Source organism: Pseudomonas sp. NY15463 (assembly GCF_048068415.1).
GTDB classification, from domain to species: domain Bacteria; phylum Pseudomonadota; class Gammaproteobacteria; order Pseudomonadales; family Pseudomonadaceae; genus Aquipseudomonas; species Aquipseudomonas mosselii_C.
The window spans coordinates 398,209-422,270 of record NZ_JBLUQD010000003.1 but is presented as its reverse complement, the minus strand read 5'-3'; the positions used below and the strand labels follow the sequence as shown (position 1 = coordinate 422,270).

General features: G+C 62.9%; 20 protein-coding genes. 11 read left to right on the top strand and 9 right to left on the bottom strand.

The features are described 5' to 3' along the window. Position 1: 1 nt before the first annotated feature. From ACNFIC_RS09775 to ACNFIC_RS09765, 3 genes are all read left to right on the top strand, one after another. A complete protein-coding gene (locus ACNFIC_RS09775; protein WP_416780902.1) occupies positions 2-802 on the top strand; it encodes a CheR family methyltransferase in 801 nt (266 codons plus the stop codon). Beyond that, positions 799-1,872 (top strand): protein-glutamate methylesterase/protein-glutamine glutaminase, encoded by a 1,074-nt coding sequence (locus ACNFIC_RS09770; protein ID WP_138220519.1) that lies wholly within the window; start codon positions 799-801, stop codon positions 1,870-1,872. The genes ACNFIC_RS09775 and ACNFIC_RS09770 overlap by 4 nt, the downstream gene beginning before the upstream one ends. Positions 1,873-2,027: 155 nt before the next feature. Next, a complete protein-coding gene (locus ACNFIC_RS09765; protein WP_138220520.1) occupies positions 2,028-2,681 on the top strand; it encodes a response regulator in 654 nt (217 codons plus the stop codon). Here ACNFIC_RS09765 and ACNFIC_RS09760 read toward each other — a convergent pair. The 3 genes from ACNFIC_RS09760 to hslO form a co-directional block, all read right to left on the bottom strand. Next, positions 2,671-3,105, bottom strand: coding sequence for an acyl-CoA thioesterase (locus ACNFIC_RS09760; protein ID WP_416780901.1), 435 nt, complete (start codon positions 3,103-3,105; stop codon positions 2,671-2,673). The genes ACNFIC_RS09765 and ACNFIC_RS09760 overlap by 11 nt on opposite strands. A 125-nt stretch (positions 3,106-3,230) precedes the next feature. Beyond that, a complete protein-coding gene (locus tag ACNFIC_RS09755) occupies positions 3,231-4,778 on the bottom strand; it encodes a phosphoenolpyruvate carboxykinase (RefSeq protein WP_138220522.1) in 1,548 nt (515 codons plus the stop codon). A 179-nt stretch (positions 4,779-4,957) separates the two neighbouring features. Then, positions 4,958-5,860 (bottom strand): Hsp33 family molecular chaperone HslO, encoded by a 903-nt coding sequence (hslO, locus tag ACNFIC_RS09750; RefSeq protein ID WP_138220523.1) that lies wholly within the window; start codon positions 5,858-5,860, stop codon positions 4,958-4,960. A gap of 108 nt (positions 5,861-5,968) precedes the next feature. Between hslO and ACNFIC_RS09745 the strand changes: the two genes are divergently transcribed. Beyond that, positions 5,969-6,769 (top strand): phosphatase PAP2 family protein, encoded by an 801-nt coding sequence (locus ACNFIC_RS09745; RefSeq protein ID WP_138220524.1) that lies wholly within the window; start codon positions 5,969-5,971, stop codon positions 6,767-6,769. Between the two features lie 215 nt (positions 6,770-6,984). On the opposite strand, the gene ACNFIC_RS09740 is transcribed toward ACNFIC_RS09745, so the two are convergent. Then, complete coding sequence (locus tag ACNFIC_RS09740) at positions 6,985-7,386, bottom strand: RNA-binding S4 domain-containing protein (RefSeq protein ID WP_138220525.1); 402 nt, start codon at positions 7,384-7,386, stop codon at positions 6,985-6,987. 109 nt (positions 7,387-7,495) lie between these two features. Between ACNFIC_RS09740 and ACNFIC_RS09735 the strand changes: the two genes are divergently transcribed. After that, positions 7,496-7,978 carry an ATP-dependent zinc protease gene (locus ACNFIC_RS09735; protein ID WP_138220526.1) on the top strand — a complete coding sequence of 161 codons (483 nt, stop codon included), beginning with the start codon at positions 7,496-7,498 and terminating at the stop codon, positions 7,976-7,978. Beyond that, on the top strand, positions 7,975-8,880 hold the full coding sequence (gene rimK / locus ACNFIC_RS09730; RefSeq protein ID WP_138220527.1) for a 30S ribosomal protein S6--L-glutamate ligase: 906 nt from the start codon (positions 7,975-7,977) through the stop codon (positions 8,878-8,880). The genes ACNFIC_RS09735 and rimK overlap by 4 nt, the downstream gene beginning before the upstream one ends. A gap of 45 nt (positions 8,881-8,925) precedes the next feature. Here rimK and ACNFIC_RS09725 read toward each other — a convergent pair whose 3' ends face one another. Beyond that, on the bottom strand, positions 8,926-10,239 hold the full coding sequence (locus tag ACNFIC_RS09725) for an ATP-binding protein (protein WP_138220528.1): 1,314 nt from the start codon (positions 10,237-10,239) through the stop codon (positions 8,926-8,928). A gap of 118 nt (positions 10,240-10,357) precedes the next feature. Next, entirely contained in the window at positions 10,358-11,098 is a 741-nt protein-coding gene (ompR, locus tag ACNFIC_RS09720; RefSeq protein ID WP_138220529.1) for a two-component system response regulator OmpR, read from the bottom strand. 228 nt (positions 11,099-11,326) lie between these two features. Here ompR and ACNFIC_RS09715 point away from each other — a divergent pair, with 228 nt between their 5' ends. The 5 genes from ACNFIC_RS09715 to ACNFIC_RS09695 all read left to right on the top strand — a co-directional run bounded on the left by ACNFIC_RS09715 (position 11,327) and on the right by ACNFIC_RS09695 (position 22,151). After that, positions 11,327-13,654 carry a Tex family protein gene (locus tag ACNFIC_RS09715; RefSeq protein WP_138220530.1) on the top strand — a complete coding sequence of 776 codons (2,328 nt, stop codon included), beginning with the start codon at positions 11,327-11,329 and terminating at the stop codon, positions 13,652-13,654. Continuing rightward, positions 13,654-14,037, top strand: a complete 384-nt coding sequence (locus ACNFIC_RS09710; protein WP_138220531.1) for a PaaI family thioesterase — start codon at positions 13,654-13,656, stop codon at positions 14,035-14,037. Before ACNFIC_RS09715 ends, ACNFIC_RS09710 begins: the two co-directional genes overlap by 1 nt. Before the next feature lie 350 nt (positions 14,038-14,387). Continuing rightward, positions 14,388-15,965: a glutamate--cysteine ligase gene (gshA, locus tag ACNFIC_RS09705; RefSeq protein WP_171030977.1), complete on the top strand. Its 1,578-nt coding sequence runs from the start codon at positions 14,388-14,390 to the stop codon at positions 15,963-15,965. Further along, positions 15,965-16,600: a TetR/AcrR family transcriptional regulator gene (locus tag ACNFIC_RS09700; RefSeq protein ID WP_138220533.1), complete on the top strand. Its 636-nt coding sequence runs from the start codon at positions 15,965-15,967 to the stop codon at positions 16,598-16,600. The genes gshA and ACNFIC_RS09700 overlap by 1 nt, the downstream gene beginning before the upstream one ends. Before the next feature lie 82 nt (positions 16,601-16,682). After that, positions 16,683-22,151 (top strand): dermonecrotic toxin domain-containing protein, encoded by a 5,469-nt coding sequence (locus tag ACNFIC_RS09695; RefSeq protein WP_416780900.1) that lies wholly within the window; start codon positions 16,683-16,685, stop codon positions 22,149-22,151. Positions 22,152-22,195: 44 nt separating this feature from the next. Here ACNFIC_RS09695 and ACNFIC_RS09690 read toward each other — a convergent pair whose 3' ends face one another. Genes ACNFIC_RS09690 through ssuC form a run of 3 tightly spaced genes read right to left on the bottom strand, consistent with a single transcriptional unit; the run spans position 22,196 to position 24,053 of the window. Then, positions 22,196-22,411, bottom strand: coding sequence for a TOBE domain-containing protein (locus tag ACNFIC_RS09690; RefSeq protein WP_008095172.1), 216 nt, complete (start codon positions 22,409-22,411; stop codon positions 22,196-22,198). A 32-nt stretch (positions 22,412-22,443) separates the two neighbouring features. Further along, complete coding sequence (gene ssuB / locus ACNFIC_RS09685; RefSeq protein ID WP_138220579.1) at positions 22,444-23,256, bottom strand: aliphatic sulfonates ABC transporter ATP-binding protein; 813 nt, start codon at positions 23,254-23,256, stop codon at positions 22,444-22,446. Further along, positions 23,256-24,053 carry an aliphatic sulfonate ABC transporter permease SsuC gene (gene ssuC, locus ACNFIC_RS09680; protein ID WP_138220535.1) on the bottom strand — a complete coding sequence of 266 codons (798 nt, stop codon included), beginning with the start codon at positions 24,051-24,053 and terminating at the stop codon, positions 23,256-23,258. Before ssuC ends, ssuB begins: the two co-directional genes overlap by 1 nt. Positions 24,054-24,062: the final 9 nt, after the last annotated feature.

Here is a 24,062-nt window from a genome sequence, read left to right as displayed (position 1 = left end):
CATGCTGCAGCTCCCCAAGCTGGGCGAGGCCCAGTTCCAACAATTGCAACGCCTGATGCACGACGCGTCGGGCATTCACCTGGCGGACAACAAGCGCACCCTGGTGGCTGGGCGCCTCATGCGTCGGCTACGGCACTTCCAGTTCGCCCACTACGACCAGTACCTGGCGTTGATCGCCGACCCCGCGCATCAGCGCGAACGGCGCTTGGTGGTGGACCTGTTGACCACCAACGAAACGTACTTTTTCCGCGAGCACCCGCACTTCGAATTCCTCGGCCAGTGGCTGGAGCGCCAGCGCACCCCGCAGCGCTTGTGGAGCGCCGCCTGCTCGTCAGGCGAAGAACCCTATAGCCTGGCCATGGTCGCCGCCGAGCATGCCCGCGTCGATTGGTCGATCGTGGCCAGCGACCTGAGCCAGAGCATGCTCGCCCAGGCCGAGCGCGCGATCTACAGCATGGACCAGAGCCGCTATTTCCCACCGGGCTGGCTACGTCGGCACTGTCAATGCGGTGTGGGCGAGATGCAGGGGCGCATGCGCATCCAGGCCAATCTGCGCTCGCGCGTGCACTTTCGCGAAGTCAACGTGATCCGGCCGTTGCCCGATGACTTGGGTACCTTCGACGTGATCTTCCTGCGCAACTTGCTGATCTACTTCGAGCCTGCGCAAAAACAGGACATCGTGCGGCGCATGGTTGGCCAGCTGCGCGTCGGCGGCCTGTTGTTCATCGGGCACGCCGAAAGCATCCACGGCTTCGACCTGCCGCTGCGCCTGGCACAACCGTCGGTGTTCGAGCGGGTATGAACAACCACAACAAAGAACCGATCCGCGTATTCATCGTCGACGACTCGGCACTGGTCCGCCAGGTGCTGACCCAGTTGCTGGAAAAGCATGCGCACCTTCGCGTCATTGGCATGGCCGCCGACCCGTTGTACGCCATCGAGAAAATGCGCAAGGAATGGCCCGACGTTCTGATCCTCGACTTGGAAATGCCGCGCATGGACGGGCTGACCTTCCTGCGTCAAGTCATGGCAGAACGCGCGACCCCGACGCTGATTTGCTCAAGCCTCACCGAGCCCGGCACGGCAATGTTGGAGCAGGCCCTGAAGGCCGGTGCCGCCGGCGTGTTCACCAAGGCCAAGCTGGGGCTGCGCAAGGGCCTGGAAGACCTTGAAAACGAACTGGTGCGCAGTGTCGAGCACGCCGCACGACAAGCCCCTGCGCGCGTGCCTGCGAGCAAGCCAGTCGATGAAAAAAAAACTCCCCTCACTACGACGTGCGGTCTCAAAAATCCAGAGCGAATCGTTACACTTGGCTGTTCTACGGGCGGTACCCTGGCGCTGGAGCACATCCTCAAACGCTTGCCGGAAAACTGCCCAGGCATTGTGATCGTTCAGCACATGCCGGAAAAATTCACCGCCGATTTCGCACGCAGGCTCAACAGCCTGTGCCAGATCGAGGTACGCGAAGCCAGGCATCTGGACCGCGTGCACAGCGGGTTGGCACTGCTCGCGCCAGGCGGCCTGCACATGCAGCTCAAGCGCAGTGGCGCACATTTTGTGGTCGAGGTGCTCGACGGCCCGGCGGTCAACCGCCACAAGCCATCCGTAGACGTTCTGTTTCGCTCTGTCGCACGTCATGCAGGGAGCCATGCGCTAGGGATCATCATGACCGGCATGGGGGATGACGGTGCGCGCGGCTTGCTCGCCATGCGCGAACAAGGTGCCAGTACCGTGGCGCAGGACGAGGCAAGCTGCGTGGTATTCGGCATGCCCAAGGAAGCTATCAGGTTGGGGGCTGCGCAGCGGGTCGAACCGTTGCAGCGCTTGCCTGTGCTGATCAGCCAATTCGCCGAACCAGAAGACTCGCGATGAGGGAGATCGTGCAGTGCGGTTCGAGCAACCGATTCGTGCCACATGCATTCGTCGATTTCGCAAGTAAGCACGCGGACAGCAGGTGGATGTCCGCAGCGTATGGCGCTACCCGCTGTCATTACGCTTCCACAATTTTGCAAGACAGGTTACAGCCTATGCGTTGCCGTGTACTCCTTGCTGACGACTCGCCGCTGTTCAGAGCAGGCCTGCGAGCGTTGCTCGAACAAAAAAAAGAATATGTCGTCGTCGGCGAAGCGGGTGACAGCCTGGGTACGGTCGCACTGGCCGAGCAGTTCAAGCCGGAGTTGATCCTGCTCGATGTCGAGCTTGCCTCGGCGAATGAACAGACCCTGCATGAACTCGCCCTGCGCGCGCCAGAAAGCGCGGTGCTGATGCTGTCCTCGCGCTCGGAACTGGATTTCGTGATGAAATGCCTGCGCCAAGGCGCCCAAGGCTTTCTACTCAAGAGCGCAACGGTGCTCGAGCTGGAGCTGGCACTGCAATCCTTGCAAGCCGGCGGGCAGTACCTGTGCTCAGCCGTGCTGCCGCTGGTCATCGGCCAGGCCGTCAAACAGAGCCGCCACCGCAAGATCAACAATCAGACCATGCAGCTGACCGCCCGCCAGCTGGAGATCCTGCGCTTGATCGCACGCGGCGAAACCACGCGCTCCATCGCCGAAGGCCTTGGCCTGAGCATCAAGACGGTAGAGGCGCACCGTTCGCAGATCATGCACCGCCTGCAAATCCGTGACGTGCCCGGCCTGGTGCTGTTCGCCGTGCGCGAAGGCATCATCTGCCTCAACGATTGAGTGACAGCCCCGCCAGGATCAGGCGCAAGGTTTCAGGCAACACCACCGGCCTTGCACTGCTGCGCTCGATGAAAACCTGAACCACCGTCCCCGCCGCGCAAGCCTCGGCGTCTCCAGGACGGTATAGGGCCAGGCGAAACTCTACGGTACTGCCCACCAGGCGGGTCACGCCCAAGCCCACTTCGAGCACGTCGGGAAAGCCGGGTAGCGCAAAGAAGTCGGCTGTCGAACTGACCACGAACGCCGCCAGCTCACCGTCACGCAGGTCCAGTTCGGCCTGCTCGACGAGAAATGCCTGGATCGCGGTTTCGAAGAAGCCGTGCACCGTGGAGCCTGCCAGATGACCGTTGAGGCCGTTGCCCTGGGGACGCGTGAGGATCGGGTGGAAATGCGAGAAGGCAGAGCGTTGCGGGGATTCGGTCATGGGGCCTACCTGATCGGTCCTGAGCATGTCCGAGCAGCATCCCATACTGCTCGCAGCACGCCTACTCCCCTGAAAAACCAAAAAGCCGCCCCGAGGGGCGGCTTTCGATCCGAACCGGTGACCGATTACAGCTGCGGGCCAGCGGCCTTGATCGCGTCGGAGACGTCGAACTTCTTGAAGTTCTCGGTGAACAGCTTGGCCAGGCCTTTGGCGGCCTCGTCGTAGGCTGCTTTGTCCGCCCAGGTGTTACGTGGGTTGAGCAGCTCGGTCTCGACGCCCGGCACGGCTTTTGGCACGTCCAGGTTGATGATGTCCAGGTGCTCGGTCTCGGCACCGACCAGCGCACCGCTCTGGATGGCAGCGATCACGCCACGGGTGGTCGGGATGCTGAAGCGCTTGCCAACGCCGTAGCCACCGCCGGTCCAGCCAGTGTTGACCAGGTAGACCTTGGAGCCGAACGCGTTGATACGCTTGATCAGCAGCTCAGCGTACTCGCCGGCTGGGCGCGGGAAGAACGGTGCGCCGAAGCAGGTGGAGAAGGTCGACTTGATGCCGCCGCCCGAACCCATTTCGGTGGAACCGACCAGCGCGGTGTAGCCGGACAGGAAGTGGTAAGCCGCCTGCTCGTTGTTCAGGATCGACACCGGAGGCAGTACACCGGTCAGGTCGCAGGTCAGGAAGATCACTGCGTTCGGCTCGCCACCCAGGTTGGCTTCGGCGCGCTTGGCGACGTGCTCCAGTGGGTAGGCGGCGCGGCTGTTCTGGGTCAGGCTGACATCGGCGTAGTCGGCGTGCTTGTCCGCATCGAGTACGACGTTTTCCAGCACGGCACCGTGCTTGATGGCTTTCCAGATGACCGGCTCGTTCTTCTCGGACAGGTCGATGCACTTGGCGTAGCAGCCACCTTCCATGTTGAAGACGACGCCTTCGCCCCAACCGTGCTCGTCGTCACCGATCAGGTAACGGCTTTCGTCGGCCGAAAGGGTGGTCTTGCCGGTGCCCGACAGGCCGAAGAACAGGGTCACATCGCCCTCTTCGCCGATGTTGGCAGCGCAGTGCATCGGCAGCACGTCGGCGGACGGCAGCAGGAAGTTCTGCACCGAGAACATGGCTTTCTTCATTTCACCGGCATAACGCATGCCGGCGATCAGCACCTTCTTCTGAGCGAAGTTGATGATGACGCAGCCATCGGAGTTGGTGCCGTCACGCTCAGGCTCGCACACGAAGTTGGCGACGTTGAGGATCTGCCACTGGTCGCGACCGGCCGGGTTGAACTGGCCTTGCTCCGGGTTGATGAACAGGCAACGGCCGAACAGGTTCTGCCAGGCAGTCTGGGTGGTCATCTTCACCGGCAGGTAGTGCTCGGCGGCAGCCCCTACGTGAACGTAGGAAACGAAGTGATCCTGGGCGTTGTTGAACGCCTCGACGCGGTTCCACAGGGCATCGAACTTGTCAGCCGGGAACTTGCGGTTGATCGGGCCCCAGGCAATGGCGTCCTGGGTGGACGGTTCTTCGACGATGAAACGGTCGGCCGGTGAACGGCCCGTACGGTGACCGGTTTCGACTACCAGTGCGCCAGTATCGGCCAGCACGCCTTCACCGCGGGACAGCGCTTCTTTTACCAGCTCATCGACGCTCAGGTCGGTGTACACGGTGTTGTTGGCTTGCGTCATGAGATACCCCATCCGGCCCGAGGCCGAGTGCTCCAAACGTTTTGTAGTAGCTTTGAAAAAACTACTACAGCGAAAAAAGTGGCCGGATTATGCCAGAAACGCCCAAAAAAAGTAGGCCCCTCCTGTCAGAACTGCGTTTTTGCGCAATTCGACAGGAGATTCCCCTGTGCTTTAACGTTTCAGTGACGAGTTTCTGACGCCGAGTCCGTGCCACCACCGGCAAACAGTTGCGCGACATCGCTCGCATCGAACATATAGCGCTCGTTGCAGAACTGGCAGTCGATCTCGACCGTGCCGCCGCACTCCTCGACCAACGCCTTGGCGTCGGGCTCGCCAAGACTGACCAGGGCATTGCCGGAACGTTCGCGCGAGCAACTGCACTTGAAGCGCAGCGGCTGAATATCAAACAGGCGAACGGCGTCTTCGTGATAGAGGCGGTGCAACACCGTTTCGTTGTCCAGGCCGAGCAATTCTTCGGTCTTCACCGTGTTGGCCAGGGCTTTGACGTGGGCCCAGCTTTCATCGCGCTCCTCACTGTCGCGCTGACGGTCAGCGGGCAGTTGCTGCACCAGTAGGCCGCGTGCGCGTGCGCCATCGGCGGCCAGGGCGATGCAGGTGTTGACCTGCTGCGACATGACGAAGTAATTGGTGAAGCACTCCGACAGGTCCTTGCCGTCGAGTTCGACAGTGCCCTGATAACGCTGGCCATTGACCGGGATGATAGTCAGCACCAAATGCCCACCTGGCATCAGGTCGGCAAGGGTTGCATCGGCCTTGATCTGCTCGGCTTCATAACGCGCCAGGCCGCGAATGTCGTGCTCACTGGTGCATTCGATCGCCAGCAGCGGCACCGGCCCCTGGGATTGAGCCTGCAGGATCAGCAGGCCATCGAACTTCAAGGTGCCGACCAACAGTGCAGCGGCAGCCATCAACTCGCCGAGCAACTGGCGCACGGCCTGTGGGTAGTCGTGCTTGGCCAGTACCTCGGCGTAGCTGCTTTCCAGCGCGACCATCTCGCCGCGAACATCGCGGTCGTCGAAGATGAAACGTTGGGTGAAATCAGTATCTGGCAAGTCGCTCATGGTTGTCTGGCTATCTGAAAATAATGACAAAATAATTACAGGTGGCTAAGAAGCCCCCTGCAGAGCGCTTTTTAGGCGCCCAAACCCTTTAGGAGATCGAGGTATCTTATGGACAATCGACCACTGTTCCAAGCGAAGTGGTCCTGGGGACCCCTGGCAGCCTGCACGCTGCTACCCATCGCGTTACTGTGTTTCTGGTTATGGCCCATTGGCCAGATCCTGTGCCTGACATTCGACGAATGGCTGTTCCGCACGCTCAATGCGCCGCTGGCCGACAACGTGGTCTGGCGCAGCATCTGGGCGATCGGCAGCCTGCGTCCGTTCGACATCCTGGTCGGTTTGCTGATGCTGTCGCTGCTGGTTCGCGGCGACTGGGTGTTCAAGGCGGTGCAGGTGCGTCAGGCGTTTTTCGGTTTCCTGGTCACGCTACTGCTCTTAGTGGTGATTCGCGCGCTGTTTTCCAAGTGGGTCGGGGCAATGGGCTGGCAACACCAGAGCCCATCGATGAATTTCGATGACGCCGTGCACCTGAGCGACTACTACCCCAACCTGGAAGCCAAGTGGGAACTCAAGGACCGTTCCGGGCAGAGTTTCCCCGGTGACCACGCTTCGGTGCTGCTGATCTGGGCGCTGTACATGAGCCTGTTCAGTCGCCGTCTGGTGCAACACCTGGTTACCTGGGCACTGGCGTTCGTGTTCATGATGCCGCGCCTGGTGGCCGGCGCCCACTGGGGCCAGGACGACTACATCGGCGGCCTGCTGATGGCCATCCTGGCCTTGGGCTGGAGCTGCCATACACCGCTGGCGGCCAATGCCAGCCGGGCCTTGATACGCTGGACCGCGCCGTTGTTCCGCTTGCTCGGCAAGTTGCCGTTGATCGGGCGCATGAGCGTCATGCGCGCAGCTTGATCCCCTGATCGCGGGGTAAGCCCACAGATTTCAGCATCACGCGCCCCCTGTAGGAGCGGCCTTGTGCCGCGAAGGGGCGCGCAGCGCCCCCCCCTCTATGTTTGCATGAAGCTGAAATCCTGGGGCTGCTTCGCACCCCTTCGCGGCACTAGGCCGCTCCTACACCTGCTCGCCCGATCAAAGCGTTGTGAGGTATTCCATATGCCGCCATGGCATCACTCGAAACTGCCGTGCAGTTGGTGAATCTGGCGCCGCTGCTTCTTGTTCGGCCGCCCATCGGTGGTCATCCCCAAGGCCCCAGCCTTGCGCAACTCTGCTGCCTGCTCACGGCGCTTCACGCTTTCCGGCGTTTCCTCGTACAGCGCCTGCGCCTCGGGCGCACCGCGACGCACTACCGACAACGCCTTGACCACCACGGTACGCTCGTCGAACCCAGTGCGCAGCACGTACTCGTCCCCTACCCGCGGCTCCTTGCCAGGCTTGCAGCGTTCACCACGCCAGTGCACCTTACCGCTCTCGATGGCGGCCTTGGCCAAGGCACGGGTCTTGTAGAAGCGCGCCGCCCATAGCCATTTGTCCAGGCGGACCTTGTCGTCGTCGTCAGACTTTTGTGCCATGGTTTTTCCTCGAATGCTGTCTGTCACGGAACTGTACTACCGTCACTGACGGATGCAAAAAATCCAGGCCGTGATTACAGTTCAACTCCTCATCCGCAGGGCGCGCTTCGTGAAGACATTTGACCACCTGACTGTGATCGGCCTGCGCGAGTGGGTCGCCTTGCCAGACCTCGGTGTCGCCGGCCTGCGCGCCAAGATCGACACCGGGGCCAGTACTTCCAGCCTGCACGCCACCGAGATCGAACCGTTCATGCGCGATGGCGAGCGCTGGGTGCGTTTCACTGCGCACCTGGGCACGGTGGTGCAGTTGCGCCATCGCCGTTGCGAAGCCCCGCTGGTGACCATGAAAACCATCAAAAGCTCCAATGGCCACGCCCAGACCCGCTACGTGATCCGCACTCCGCTGGCGCTGGGCAACCGGGTCTGGGAGGTGGAATTCACCCTGGCCTGCCGCAAGAGCATGCGCTACCGCCTGTTGCTTGGATCGAAGGCCTTGGTCCACGGTCAACTGGTAGTCAACCCAGGCGTGAAGTACGTCCAGGACAAACCGGCCTTCCCGGCCACCCTTTCCCCTGTCACAGGTGCTGCATGAAGATCGCTGTGCTTTCGCGCAATCCGCGTCTGTATTCCACCCGCCGCCTGGTCGAGGCAGGCACCCAACGGGGCCACGAAATGGTGGTGATCGATACGCTCCGGGCCTACATGAACATCGCCAGCCACAAGCCACAGATCCACTACCGTGGCAAACCGCTGGAAGGCTTCGATGCCGTCATCCCGCGCATCGGTGCTTCGGTCACGTTCTACGGCTGTGCAGTTCTACGCCAGTTCGAGATGATGGGCGTCTATCCACTCAATGAGTCGGTGGCCATCGCCCGCTCCCGCGACAAACTGCGCTCACTGCAATTGCTGTCACGGCGCGGTATCGGCCTGCCGATCACAGGCTTCGCACACTCGCCGGACGACATTCCCGACCTGATTCAAATGGTCAACGGCGCACCGCTGGTGATCAAGGTGCTCGAAGGCACCCAGGGCATCGGCGTGGTGCTGTGCGAAACCACCAAGGCGGCCGAATCGGTGATCGAGGCCTTCATGGGCCTGAAGCAGAACATCATGGTGCAGGAATACATCCAGGAGGCCGGCGGCGCCGACATTCGCTGCTTCGTGGTCGGCGACAAGGTCATCGCCTCGATGAAGCGCCAGGCCAAGCCGGGCGAGTTTCGCTCCAACCTGCACCGCGGTGGCGTGGCCAGCCTGATCAAGATAACCCCCGAAGAGCGCATGACCGCCATCCGCGCCGCCAAGGTCATGGGGCTGAGCGTTGCCGGCGTGGATATCCTGCGCTCCAACCACGGGCCGCTGGTGATGGAGGTGAACTCGTCACCGGGACTCGAGGGAATCGAAGTGACCACCGGTAAGGATGTTGCCGGCATGATCATCGAACACTTGGAAAAGAACGGTGGGCCGAATCAGACCCGTACCAAGGGTAAAGGCTGACGGCGCTCGCGGGGCAAGTCGTATCGACGCCCCGCGTGCTCGGCCCTAGACGGCATCGCGCGGTAACAACAGCCCCAACGGCAAGCGCACTCGCGCCTCGATCCCGCCACCGGAACGGTTGCGCAACTCAACATTGCCGCCATGCTGCGCGGCAATGCGCTTGACGATTGCCAGCCCCAGCCCGGTACCCTTGCCGCCACGGGCCCGATCACCACGGATGAACGGGTTGAAGATGGTCTCCAACTCCGACTCATCGATCCCGGTGCCACGGTCCAGCACGCTGAGCACCACGTACGGCGCACCCTGCTCGCCAGACACATAGGCCGCCACCTCAACCCCCTTACCGGCATGGTGCAGGGCGTTGCCAATCAGGTTGCCGAGCATACGCTTGAGCGACACCCTGCGCAGCGGGAAGGGCGGAATCGGCTCCAGGCACAGGCGTACCCGCTCCTCGGGCTGGTTATACGGGGCGACCACGTCGCGGATCAGTTCGTTAAGATCGACCTCTTCCACCGGTTCGTCGCGTCCATCGCGGATAAACGCCAGGAACTGGTCAAGGATCGCATCCATGTCCTCGATGTCGCGCACCATGTCGTCGCTGAGGTCGCTGTCGTTGCCCATCAACGACAGCGACAGGCGCAAGCGGGTCAACGGTGTGCGCAAGTCGTGGGACACTCCCGCCAGCATCAATTCACGCTCGCGCCCAGCCTGCTCGACGTCCTCGGCCATCTGGTTGAACGCACGGTACACCTCTGTCATTTCGCTGGGGGTGTCGCTGATCGGCAGGCGCACGCTGCGCCCCTGGCCCAGTTGGCGGGCGGCAAATACCAGGCGCTTGAGCGGTTGGTTGAGTTGGCGCACAAAAATCCAGGCCGACGCGGTGGACAACAGGCCAATGGCCAGGAACCAGCCCAGCACGTTCCAGATTTTCTGCCCACGCAGCGGATGTGGGTACAGCGGCACTTTCAGCCAACCCGGCCCCAGGCTTGGGGCGTTGACCCACAAAGCCGGTGGCGCATGAATACGCAAACGCACCTCGGTGTCTTCGCCAAGCTCGGCCTGCATCTGGCGCTGGTAGATCTCGCTGTACGGCCAGTGCTGTTCACCTTCGGGCACTCCCGAGCCGGTCACCCGAATCAGCCCCGCCGCCTCGGCAATCTGGTCGCGGTTGCTTTCATCCGCCGCCCAGTATGCACGCAGCGTCAACGCGACGCCGTGGCTGTACTGCCGATCGACCAGCACGTCCTCGTTCATCAGCAGGTACACCAGCGTCAGCGCCTTGGAGAACAACACGACGATGAGCACCAGCCATAAGGTGCGGGCGAAGAAGCTTTGCGGGAACCAGAGAGGGGTTTTCATCGTTGCCAACTACTGCGCTGCGAAGGTGGAGTCGCCCACCGAAATGTACCGACCGCCACACATGCAAACAGGGCGACCCACTGGAGCCGCCCTGCCACACCGTAGCGAGCCGACGGGCTTACTTGCTGGCGTTTCCATCCGGCACGAAGACATAGCCCACGCCCCAAACGGTCTGGATGTAGCGCGGCTTGGAGGGGTCAGGCTCGATCATCCGGCGCAGGCGCGAGATCTGCACGTCGATGGAGCGCTCCAGGGCGTCCCACTCGCGGCCACGGGCCAGGTTCATCAGCTTGTCGCGGGTCAGCGGCTCGCGGGCGTGCATCACCAGCGCCTTGAGCACGGCGAACTCGCCGGTGGTCAGCATGTGCACTTCGTCGCCACGCTTCAGTTCGCGGGTGGCCAGCGACAGCGCGTAGTCGCCGAAGGTGACGGTTTCTTCCTCGCTGCCCGGGGCGCCCGGTACGCTCGGCGCCTGGCGGCGGAGCACGGCCTTGACCCGGGCCACCAACTCGTCGGGGTTGAACGGTTTGGCGAGATAGTCGTCCGCCCCCAGCTCAAGCCCTTTGATACGGCTGAGTTCATCGCCCTTGGCGGTGAGCATGATGATCGGGATCTGGTTGTTCGAGGCGCGCAGGCGCTTGCACGCAGACAGGCCGTCTTCGCCCGGCAACATCAGGTCGAGCACCACCAGGTTGAAGACTTCACGGGCCAGCAGACGGTCCATCTGCTCGACGTTGGGCACCGTGCGCACGCGGTAGCCTTTGCTGGTGAAGAAACGGTCCAGCAGGCTGCTCAAGCCCGGATCATCGTCGACGATGAGAATCTTTTCGCCTTCAGCGTTGTTTGCAGTGCTGGTCATGAATCACTCCTCTAGGATCGCCGCGCATTATGGCGTAGCCACTGCTGCGCGTGCCGTGTGCATTGTTAGCAGATTTTTCCCGCGGTGCCACTTCCACGCCGCAAAGGGCTGGCGCAGCGCCATCACCGCAACCCCGGCACGATGGGTATAATGCGCCGCTTTGATCCAGCGCCGCCGGCGCCCGAGCCCGCTGCGCACCTTCGTATTCACAATTGTCAGGTGGTTTACATGGACAGCATCAACAGCCGTATCGCCGAGGAACTGGGTGTACGCCCACAGCAGGTCGAGGCGGCCGTGGGCCTGTTGGACGAAGGCTCGACCGTGCCCTTCATCGCCCGTTACCGCAAGGAAGTGACCGGCAGCCTGGACGACACGCAGCTGCGCCACCTGGAAGAGCGCCTGCGCTACCTGCGCGAACTCGACGAGCGCCGCGCCAGTATCCTGGCCAGCATCGACGAACAGGGCAAGCTCACCCCGGAGCTGGCCCGCGAGATCAAGCTTGCCGACACCAAGACCCGCCTCGAAGACCTTTACCTGCCCTACAAGCAAAAACGCCGCACCAAGGGCCAGATCGCCCTGGAAGCGGGCCTTGGCGAGTTGGCCGACGGCCTGTTCAACGATCCGCAACTGACCCCGGAAAGTGAAGCTGCGCGTTTCGTCGATGCCGAAAAAGGCATAGCTGACGTTAAAGCCGCCCTCGAAGGCGCCAAGTACATCCTCATGGAGCGCTTCGCCGAAGACGCCGCCCTGCTCGACAAGCTGCGTGGTTTCCTCAAGCAGGAAGCGGTGCTCAGCGCCCGTGTGGTAGCCGGCAAGGAAGAAGAAGGCGCCAAGTTCCGCGACTACTTCGCGCATGACGAACTGCTGCGCAACGCCCCGTCACACCGCGCCCTGGCGATCTTCCGTGGGCGCAACGAAGGCGTGCTGAGCGCCTCGCTCAAAGTCGGCGAAGAGTTGCCCGGCACACTGCACCCCTGCGAGCTGATGATCGCCAACCATGTGGGGATCGAGAACCGCAACCGTGCGGCCGACAAGTGGCTAGGCGAGGTGGTCCGCTGGACCTGGAAGGTCAAGCTGTACACCCACCTTGAGACCGACCTGTTCGGCGAACTGCGCGACAACGCCGAAGGCGAGGCGATCAACGTCTTCGCCCACAACCTGCACGACCTGCTGCTCGCCGCGCCCGCCGGCCCCCGCGCAACGCTGGGCTTCGACCCAGGCCTGCGGACCGGCTGCAAGGTGGCGGTGGTCGATGCCACCGGCAAGCTGCTGGACCATGCCACGGTCTACCCGCACGCGCCCAAGAACGACTGGGACCGCACCCTTTCGATCCTCGCCGCGCTGTGCGCCAAGCACTCGGTCGAACTGATCGCAATCGGCAACGGCACCGCCAGCCGTGAAAGCGACAAGCTGATCGGCGAACTGGTCAAAAAATATCCAGCGCTGAAAGTCACCAAGGTCATGGTCTCCGAGGCCGGCGCCTCGGTGTATTCGGCATCCGAGCTGGCTGCCCGTGAATTCCCCGACCTGGACGTATCGATCCGTGGCGCGGTGTCGATTGCCCGTCGTTTGCAGGACCCGCTGGCCGAGTTGGTGAAGATCGACCCAAAATCCATCGGCGTGGGCCAATACCAGCATGATGTGTCTCAGGTGAAGCTGGCGCGGGGCCTGGACGCTGTAGTCGAGGACTGTGTGAACGCCGTGGGCGTGGACGTCAACACAGCCTCGGTGGCGCTGCTGACGCGCATCTCGGGCCTGAACGCCACCCTGGCGCAGAATATCGTCGCGCACCGCGACGCCAACGGTCCGTTCGCCACCCGCGCAGCACTGAAAAAAGTCAGCCGCCTGGGCGAGAAGACCTTCGAGCAGGCCGCAGGCTTCCTGCGCGTGATGAACGGCGACAACCCGCTCGATGCCTCGGCCGTGCACCCCGAGGCCTACCCGCTGGTACAACGCATCGCCGCCGATACCCAGCGCGACATCCGCTCGCTGATCGGCGACAGCAGCTTCCTCAAGCGCCTGGACCCGAAAACGTTCACCGACGAGACGTTCGGCCTGCCGACCGTTACCGACATCCTGCAGGAACTCGACAAGCCAGGCCGCGACCCGCGCCCGGAGTTCAAGACCGCGACCTTCCAGGACGGCGTCGAAGACCTCAAGGACCTGGAGCCGGGCATGATCCTCGAAGGCGTGGTGACCAACGTCACCAACTTCGGCGCTTTCGTCGACATCGGCGTGCATCAGGACGGCTTGGTGCACATCTCGGCGCTGTCGGAGAAGTTCGTCAAAGACCCGCGTGAAGCGGTCAAGGCCGGCGACGTGGTCAAGGTCAAGGTCATGGAAGTGGATATCCCGCGCAAGCGCGTGGGTCTGTCGATGCGCATGAGCGACACTCCCGGCGAGAAGGTCGAGGGTAACCGTGGCGGCACCCGCGGTGGCAACGCTGGCAATCGCCAACCACAGGCGCAACGCCCGCGTGAAACCGCCACCGCCGCGCCGGCCAACAATGCCATGGCCGCGCTGTTCGCCAATGCCAAGCAGTTGAAGAAGAAGTAATGGACGTTCCGAAGGAATACGTCGAGAGCGCCTTCAGCCAGTTGCTGGGCTGCCGCCTGCAACGCCTGGACAGCGGCGTGGCCGAGGTTGCCCTGGCGCTGACGCCGCAGTTGCGCAACCGCGGGCAAAAGCTGCATGGCGGGGCGATCTTCAGCCTGGTCGACATCACCATGGGCCTAGCCTGCTCGGCCAGCCATGGTTTCGACCAGCAAAGCGTGACCATCGAGTGCAAGATCAACTACCTGCGCGCGGTCAGCGAAGGCGAAGTGACCTGCATCGCCCAGGTGCTGCACGCCGGGCGCCGCACACTGGTAGTCGACGCTGACGTGTTTCAGGGCGACAAGCGGGTGGCCAAGGCGCAGGGAACCTTCGCGGTTCTCTAGCTGCCAGAGGCCCATCTGCGGTATTTTCGACGCCATGCTGCACGCCTGATCACAGGGCAAGCCCTAAAGCCAGTCAGTTAAGCCAATTGGGGCTGCTTTGCAGCCCTTCGCGGGTAAACCCGCTCACACAGGTTCTGCGCTCAACTCAAGTGCGGCGCGGTCCCTGAGGGGGCGGGTTTACCCGCGAAGGGGCGCAACGCGGCCCCAATGAACCTTAACTGGCTTGCCCTCGATCGGATGCGACGGAACCGCGTAAACCAGGCGACAACGCCAGTTCCTTTTCCAACTACCCTTGTAGACCGTCACCTCCACCCCCATATTGGGGCGACTGACGCGTGAAGGAATCCATCTTGAGCGACCTCCTCAACCGCCGCCTGAGCCTGCTCGGCGACAATATCGACCTGCTCAAGCAGTGCCTGCACGGCATTGAGCGCGAATGCCTACGCGTGACCGACGAAGGTCGCCTGGCCCAGACCCCGCACCCCGAAGCCCTGGGTTCGGCGCTGACCAACGAGCAAATCACCACCGACTATTCCGAGTCGCTGCTGGAGTTCATCACTCCAGCACTGGCAGACCCGGCCCAGGTGCTCGAGAACCTCGAACAGATCCACCGCTTCGTCTACACCAAGCTTGGCGACGAATACCTGTGGAGCCCGTCGATGCCCTGCGCGCTGCCGGCCGAAGAGGACATCCCGATCGCCGAGTACGGCACATCGAACATCGGCAAGCTCAAGCACGTGTACCGCAAGGGCCTGGCCCTGCGCTACGGCCGCACCATGCAGTGCATCGCCGGCATCCATTACAACTTCTCGCTGCCCGAAGCGCTATGGCCCCTGCTGCGCCAAGCCGAGGGCAGCGAGCAGGACGTGCGCGACTACCAGTCCTCGGCCTACATCGCGCTGATCCGCAACTTCCGCCGCTACAGCTGGCTTCTGATGTACCTGTTCGGCGCATCGCCCGCCCTGGACAAAGGCTTCCTGCGCGGGCGTGCGCACCAGCTCGAGGAGCTGGACGCCGAGACGCTCTACCTGCCCTACGCCACCAGCCTGCGCATGAGCGACCTGGGCTACCAGAGCAACGCCCAGGCGGGCCTCACGCCCTGCTACAACGACCTCGCCAGCTACACCGACAGCCTGCGCAAGGCCGTGGGCACGCCCTACCCGCCTTACGTGGAGGTCGGCACGCACAAGGATGGCGAGTGGGTACAGCTGAACACCAACATCCTGCAGATCGAGAACGAGTACTACTCGAACATCCGCCCCAAGCGGGTCACCTACACCGGCGAGCGACCAATCCAGGCGCTGACCGCCCGTGGCGTGCAGTACGTCGAGGTACGCTGCCTGGACATCAACCCGTTCCTGCCGGTGGGCATCGACCTCACCGAGGCGCGCTTCCTCGACGCGTTTCTGCTGTTCTGCGCCCTGGAGCAAAGCCCCGCGCTGGAAAACGGTGAATGCGGCCAGTGCACCCACAACTTCCTCACCGTGGTCAAGGAAGGCCGGCGCCCAGGCCTTGAGCTACAGCGTGATGGCCAGCCAGTCGCACTCAAGCAGTGGGCCAGCGAACTGATCGGGCGTATCGGCCAGCTGGCCGAACTGCTCGACCGTGCCCAAGGCAGCGACGCCCACGCCAGGGCCCTGGCAGCGCAACAGGCCAAGGTCGATGACGCCGCGCTCACGCCCTCCGCCCAGGTGTTGGCACGCATGACCGAACACGACGAGACCTTCGTGCAGTTCTCGCTGCGCCAGAGCCGTCTGCACGCCGAGACCTTCCGTGAGCAACCGCTGAGCGTCGAGCAGCAACAGGCCTTCGAGACCCTGGCCCGCGAGTCGCTGGCCAAGCAAACGGAGCTGGAGCAGGAAGAAGTCGGTGATTTCGACCTGTTCGTCGGTGCCTATCAGGCCAGTATCCTGGCCATCAGCAACTGATGAACCGTCCCGTCACCTCGCGCAAACCGCGCGCCAGCAGCCAGGCCAGGATCGATGCGATCCTGGCGGCGGCGCGCGAGCTACTGGCCGGGCAAGGGGTGGCAGGCTTGTCGATCTACAGCGTCGCCGAGCGAGCACAGATTCCACCGTCGTCGGTGTATCACTTCTTTGCGAGCGTACCCGCCCTGCTGGAGGCACTGACTGCCGATGTGCACCGGGCCTTCCGCGAGGCTTTGAGTGCGCCGATCGACAACACAGCGTTCGATACCTGGCACGGCCTGTCGCGGCTGATCGAACAGCGCATGCTGGCCATCTACAACGAAGACGCCGCCGCACGGCAGTTGATCCTTGCCCAGCATGGACTGAGCGAGGTGGTGCAGGCCGACCGCCAGCACGACATGGAACTCGGTGAGCTGATGCACAGCCTGTTCGCACAGCACTTCGACTTGCCCACGATGCCGCGTGACGTCGATGTGTTCGCCCTGGCCATGGAACTGAGCGACCGCGTCTACGCCCGCTCCATGCAGCTGTTCGAGCAGATCACGCCGCGCATGGCAGAAGAAGGCATGCGCGTGTTCGAAGCCTACCTGTCACTTTACCTACCGCCCTTCCTACCCCTGCGCCGTAACAACTGAGCATATATTTCTACCGCCTTCTGGCGCGCCTGAATCTCTTCAATGGTGGCTCCACCCACCGTCCTTGAAGGGATCATCATCCATGCCCTCGGCAGAATCCAACCCGCTCGACCTCAAGACACTCGCCATCAACGACGACACCGTCCTGCGCCCGCAACTGGCCGGCAAGGGCAACCTGCTCGCCGCCGTTCGCCAACCCTTGCAGGACAGCGCCAGTCAACTGCGTCGCCTGTTCAATCTAGCGCCCAGCCTGCGCCAGACGCTGCACGACAAGCTGCAAACCCATCTGCAGATGGACCCGACCCATTGCGGCCTGCGCCACGCGGACAGCCAAGTGACCCTGCTGACGTTCGCCGCCCGCCTCATGGCCAGTCCAGTGGCGGCCAATGCCTTCATGGGCTGGTCGACCTGGGGTTTCGCCGACACCCAAGCACAAGCTCGCATGAGCGCCGCGGACTGGGCAAGAGAGCTTGGCCCTCGGGTGACTGGCACGAACTTGCAGGCCCAGCGCGATTACTGGGAAGCACGCATGCCGGGCACTTTCGTTTCACGCCACGCCCACGCCTGCGAGCTGTTGCGCCAGCATTTCAGCAACAGCCTGAACCTGGCCTACGGACTGGGTAGCTTGGATACCCAGCGCTGGCTGCAAGGCCGAGAAGCTGCGCCGAACTATGCGCAGTTGCAGTGGCGACTCCCAGCAGGCACCAAGCTGACCAGTACGTTCGCCCTGCTGATCGCCCCGCAGACAGGGCAAACGGGCTGGCTGGCCTACCTACCGTCGCTGTCCACCCATGTGCTGGCATTCGATGACCTAAAGCGCTTGCGCAGTTGGGTGTTCGAAAACCGCTTCACGTTCTGGTCAGACCCGCGCTCGCCCCTCACCGATGGCAGCCTGGACGATGTGCTGATCACCGAACTGCAAACCGACGGCTTCGCGGCCCTGATAGAAGAAACCCAGCGCCAGCAGCAGGAGATCGCCGACCATCATCTGCACCAGATCTGCCTGCAAAGCGAAACCGGCCCGCTGGACTGGTCAACGCTGCAAGCCTGGGAAGCGCAACGCCAGGAAATCGTTCGCCAGAACATATCTGCCACGCTTGAGACCAGCATCGAAGAGGTGATGGCCAACGATAGCGCACTGGCGGAGGAAGAGATCCATTTTGCCTGTCTGCCCACGCACCTGCCCGTCGGATGGCGCGAGCAGCAGGTCGAGCGCCAGGAGGCCCTGCTGGAGGCGCATCTCGACGGGGAAAGTGATCCTTCGTCGACCAAGCTCAGCGCGCTGCGTGAGCATCAGACCGCGCTGGACCAACTGCAGGACGCACAGGACATCGACCTGCTCGAACTGGCCGAGCCAGTGACCGCTGATAGCCTGCAAGCGCACCTTGCGACGATCAACCAGCGCCTGGTTCAGGCCTTACTGCTCGAAGCCCGTATACAGCATGCACTGGGCGAGCTGTCCGACGCTCATCTGGAGTGGGTCGAACAGCTCGTCGAGAGACCTGGGCAAAGCCTGCAACGCTCTGTGCAAGCCTGCGCCCTGGAACTGGTCAGCGGCGACCGTACATGGCCACTGAACGGCTACATGACATTCCGTGCATTGCCTGAGGAAGACGAGGAAGATCCGCTGCAATCGGTGCTGCTATACCGTCCAGGGCAACGCGGCGGGCTGATGGCCTTCGAAGACGAAGCGGCCCTTGTCCACAGCCTGCAACTGACCTTGCACGGTGCCTGGCCCGATGCGCTGTTGGAAACAGCCACGCTCGACGACACACAGCTGCAGGCGCTACTCACCCAAGATACACCGCTGGCCTTCAATCATCCGGTCATCGTCTCGGACTTCATGGAGCATTGCGTAGGGGCCATCGTCACCGCGTTGCCTGCCGAGACGTCCCGGGAACTCGCCCGACAGCGCCTGTGTGTCAGCGAAAACCGCGCCAGGGCCGTTGCCTTCGCGCGCTTGGCGCAAGCCAACCGCAGCAGCCATATTCAGGAACAACTCGCGCCGTTGCAGCACCTCGGCACCGAGCAACTCGCGGAGCTGGCGACCGAGGTCGACTCGCTACGAAGCGCGCTGCATGCCTCTGCCGACTTGCTCACTTGGAGCCTGCCATCGCGCAGTCAGTTCACCCTGCACTTGTTGAATGACCATTTACGCAAAGCGTTCGGCGTACCGGCTATACCACGGATCACCTTGGACATTGCTGACAGCGTCACGCTGAAGAAAGTGGTGAGCGGCCAGTCGGGAATGGGTGCAGCGTCCAGAGATGTACCAGTCTTCAGTGAGACGCGCCATGATATTGCCCTGGAGGCTTTCATGCTGACGGCGCTGGATGACAGCCGCCGCTTGAGGCTGGCCAATGCCAAGGTCAAGTTGGACCCAGCGAATCCCGTCCTGGAGCGCGAGCTCACGTCAGCCTACTTGGCATCGCTGATCACCGAGCTGGATACCGCCGGCCGCTATGAGACGCGCATCGTCAATGCCTACCTGGGCTTCGCGCAAGAGACGGCCTGGCAGGCGCAATGGCGCCAGGAAACCTTGCGCAGGCCTTACGAGCATCGCCTGCGGCTGTTGGCTCTGAGCAGGCCGAGCACACTCGACGCCGATGGCCAGCGACTGCTGGAAACATTCTGCCGCGAGCAGGTCGATGCCAGCGTGGCCAGAACAATCACCTACCACACCCTTGAACTAAGGCCGGGCATTGCCGCCGACGGCTCCACCGATCGAGTGGGGTTGTCTGGCATCACGGTCATCAATGAAGAGCACACCCCAGTGCTGTTGTACCTGCCAGAGGCACCCAATGGCCAGGTGATCAGCCAGTATCCCAGCCCTGGCGAGGCATGCGAGGCACTGCAAGACATGGCGCTGGATCCGCAGATGGCCCGCTATCTGGCGGACAAGACCCAGTCCGGCACTCCTGGCGAGAACGAAAAGTACATCGAGATGGCCTTGGCAAATGGCTTCAGGTCGTTCATCGCGCTGGGCTCAACCCGCACTGAAAGCTTGCCAACCTATGAGTCTCGCCTGGAGATGGGTGAGCTGCTGCGCAGTCATCGCGACTCATCGCGCAGCCAGGCCGATATGGCCTTGGCGGCGCCGGAGGTATTCGACCATTACTTCTTCCTCGGCCTGAGGTTGGCGCTCGGCATGGTGCCCGGCGCAGGTACGGCCTTATCGCTCTACGACGGCTGGCAGGCGGCGACCGCGGCAGTCAAGGCGTTCGGCAATGGCAGTACTGAAGCAGGCCTGCAACACCTGGTCAGCCTGTTGCAGTCGCTGAGCGACGCCATCCTCACCCTCGCCCCCTTGGCGAGCAACCCTGGCCAGCCTGCAAGCACGGCGCACCTGCTGACACGCCAACGCCAACGCCAGACGCTGCTCACGCCAGTGAGCGAGGTGCGCAAGACACCCCCCAGCCCGTTCATCGGCTATGAAGCCGAACTGCCAGCCGGCCCGATGCTGCGCTCCACACTGGCACAAGGGGCAGGCGTGTTCGAACACACCGCCACCCAACAACACTACATCCTACGCAGCAATACCTGGTATGCCGTCGATTGGGACCCTACCTACGCCACCTGGCGGCTCAAGCCCCAGGGCCTGCGCACCTATCGCCAACCGGTGCGGCTGAGTGAGCAAGGTGCGTGGGAGACGCCGGGCAGGCTCAACGGGCTGCTGGTCGATAACGGTCTGCAAGGAGGGGGCGGCGTGCTGACCACACTATACGACCAGGGCATCGCCTACTGGCGCCAGCTACTGCGCCGCCAGCCCCGGCAACTGACCGGAATTGAACTGGCGCACGACATCAATGACGAGTTGGTACGCATCAGAGCGCGCTTGCAAACCAAGCACGCGAACTACCGCTCCGCGCTTCAAGCGGTGGTCGAGGGCGCACATCCGGACGATGCACAGCGGGTGGCGCTTGCCGGGGCCCGCCAGCAGTTGAATGATGAGTTCGAACGTAGCATCGAATTCAACTCGCGCAGCATTGCTCGGCTGCAAGAGCAACGCGCGACCCTGAAAAGAACGGATTACGCCACCTTCAAATCATTGTGCGAGGCGAATATCAGTGAGATGAGCGAGGCACAGATGCGTCGTGCATCGGAACGCCTGGTCCTCAGCACGCAGCAGAGCGAGCTCGCAAGCAACGCATTACAGGCCCTGCAAGACACTTTGCCGTCGGCGACCACGCGCAAGCGCGTGACACAGGACAGCCTGCTTGCGAATCAGGAGGTGATCGCGACCCTCACGGAAATAGAACGCTTGGCAATCCGCCATCACGCGAGGTGCAAGACCTTGCAGGGTAAAGCCTTGACTGAATACCTCCAGAGGGTCTCGAAAACTGGGTTGACGCTGGATATCACCAATGTCCAATTGCTCAGGGCGTCATTCCTGTCGATGACATTGCTCCATGCAAATGCCGTTGAGCATTTCCAGGCAAGTGCATTCCTGACGCATTTCATAGAGCACGGCGCCGTATTGCAAAATACGCTCTACAGTCACTTTGCTCTGCCTAAAGCCAATCTCAGTCGGACCCAGGAGCGCAACTTCCTCAGCAGTGCGCAACGCCAATATGCGCGCTTCCTGAGCCACCTCACAGCTTGGGAGGACAACTTCCATGACTTGCTGGCGCCCAATGAAGTTCTGGCGTTACGCCAGCTACTGCGCAAGATTGGAGAGGAAATCGAGGCCACACTCGACAGGGCAGCAGCCACCGCCGCACGCCAACGCCCAGCCACTCGGCCCGGTCCCGCTGTCAGCCGGCCACGTCTGTTCGAAACGGTGGAAGGGCCGATGATCGGCCGCGAGCACGTCGAGGGCGGACAGCTCAGCATGCGTATCAACCAGCCGCACTCCGATCGACCACATCGCATCTACGTCAGGAACGAGGCAAACCTGTGGCAGCCCTCCACGCCAGAACGCGCAGCCCCGACCGAGACACTGCAGCAACTCGTCGACTCCGCGACTGCGCGGCTGGACGATCTTCCAAAGCAGCAGGCCAAGTTACGTCAATACCAGACGCCTGAAGCCATTCCCGTCGACTTGGAGGACATCGCTCAGGGGCACGCCGAACAACTGCGCTTCATCGCCGGCCAAGTCCGGCGCAAAGCCGGTAGCGCGATCACAGCCGAACAGCACGCACTCACACAGCGACTGGACGCTGCCGCCGGGCACATGCAGACGCTGGGCCGTCAGTTGCGCACCGCGCAGACCAAGGCAACTGGCAAGCCAACGGTCGCACACCTGCATTATCTGCTGGAGCAACAGGCGGTGGAGGTGGCCTGGTCGCGTATCTTGAAGCCAAAGCTCGACCGCCAGGGCAATCCTGCCGAGTACCTGGAGGAGTACCTGGTTCGTGATCGCGCGACCCAATCGCCCCTGTGGTACGCGCACTTCCACTTCCGCAAACGGCCCACACAAGGCTTCAACCGGCTCGAAGCCGGTCATCTGAAGCTTGCAAGCGAGCGCGACCTGGGTGCAGGCGCGTGGCGTGGCAGCATGAGCGAAACGCAAGCTAACCAGCTGTTCGGCAACCTGCGTCCGCCGGCGTAAGGTGACATTCCCCTGGGCGGCTGAGCAGCCCAGGGGAATCAGTCTTACAGCTTGGCAATCGACACTTCGGTGGATTTAACGAAGGCGATGACTTCGCTGCCCACCTGCAACTCCAGCTCTTTCACCGAGCGGGTGGTGATCACCGAAGTGACGATACCGGAGGCGGTCTGTACGTCGATTTCCGACAGTACCGGACCTTCGAGGATTTCCTTCACGGTGCCTTTGAACTGGTTGCGCACGTTGATGGCTTTGATGGTCATGGTGTGGTTCCTTCTCTATTGGCTTCGGGGGTTCAGTGGGCCCAACGCAATTGCGTGGGCAAAGGGGCTACAGGTTCCGGCTCGGGCGGGGTGCCCGGCGCGGACAGAACACGGTTGAGCACTTCGCTTTCCAGCGCGGCCAGGCGGTGCGAACCACGCGCCCGGGGTCGGGGCAGGTCGACCGAGAGGTCCAGGCCAACGGCGCCGTCCTCGATCAAAATCACCCGGTCGGCCACGGCGACAGCCTCACTGACATCGTGGGTGACCAGCAGCACGGTGAAGCCATGCTGGCGCCACAGGCGCTCGATCAGTTGCTGCATCTCGATACGGGTCAGGGCATCCAGCGCACCCAGCGGTTCGTCCAGCAGCAGCAGGCGCGGCTGATGGATCAGCGCACGGGCCAGGGCCACGCGCTGCTTCTGGCCACCCGACAACGCGGCCGGCCATTCGTCGGCGCGATCCGCCAGGCCGACGGCTTCCAGAGCATCCAGCGCACGCTTGCGCCAGTCGCCGGACAAGCCCAGGCCGACGTTATCGATCACCTTCTTCCAAGGCAGCAGGCGGGCGTCCTGGAACATCAGGCGGGTTTCCTCGCGGGCATCGGCCAGCGCCGCTGCACCGGCCAACAGCTCGCCGGCGCTGGGCTGGTCGAGGCCAGCCAACAGACGCAGCAAGGTGCTCTTGCCGCAGCCACTGCGCCCGACGATGGCCACGAACTGCCCGGCCGGGATGTGCAGGTCGATACCACGCAACACGTCACGCTGACCGAAGGTCTTGCGCAGGCCGTTGGCGGCCAACGGGATGCCTCGCAGCAGGCGCGGCGGCTGTTCCTTGAGCACGGTCATCATGCGCCCTCCTTCTTCGCCACCTGGTACGCCGGGTGCCAGCGCAGCCACACACGTTCCAGGCCACGGGCGGCCAGGTCGGCCAGTTTGCCGAGCACGGCGTACAGCACGATGGCCAGTACCACCACATCGGTTTGCAGGAACTCACGGGCGTTCATGGCCAGGTAGCCAATGCCGGCGCTGGCCGAAATGGTCTCGGCGACGATCAGGGTCAGCCACATGAAGCCCAGGGCAAAGCGCACGCCCACCAGGATCGAAGGCAGCGCCCCCGGCAGGATCACCTGGCGGAACAGCGAGAAGCCCGACAGCCCATAGCTGCGCGCCATCTCCACCAGCGCCGGATCGACGTTGCGAATGCCGTGGTAGGTGTTGAGGTAGATCGGGAACAGGGTCCCCAGCGCCACCAGGAAGATCTTCGCTGACTCATCGATACCGAACCACAGGATCACCAGCGGGATCAGCGCCAGGTGCGGCACGTTGCGAATCATCTGCACCGAGCTGTCGAGCAGGCGTTCGCCCCAGTTCGACAACCCGGTGATGAAGCCCAGCAACAGGCCGATGCTGCCGCCGATCAGAAAGCCCACACCGGCCCGCCAGCCGCTGATGGCCAAGTGGGTCCAGATATCGCCGCTGCGCACCAGCTCGATGCCGGCGCTGACCACCGCGCTCGGCGCTGGCAGGATGCGGGTCGATAGCCAGCCCACGCTGACCGCCAGTTGCCATACCGCCAGCAACAGCAGTGGCAGGGCCCACGGCGCCAGGCGCTTGGGCCAGGTGGTTGAAGTTGCACGACTCATGACCCAGTC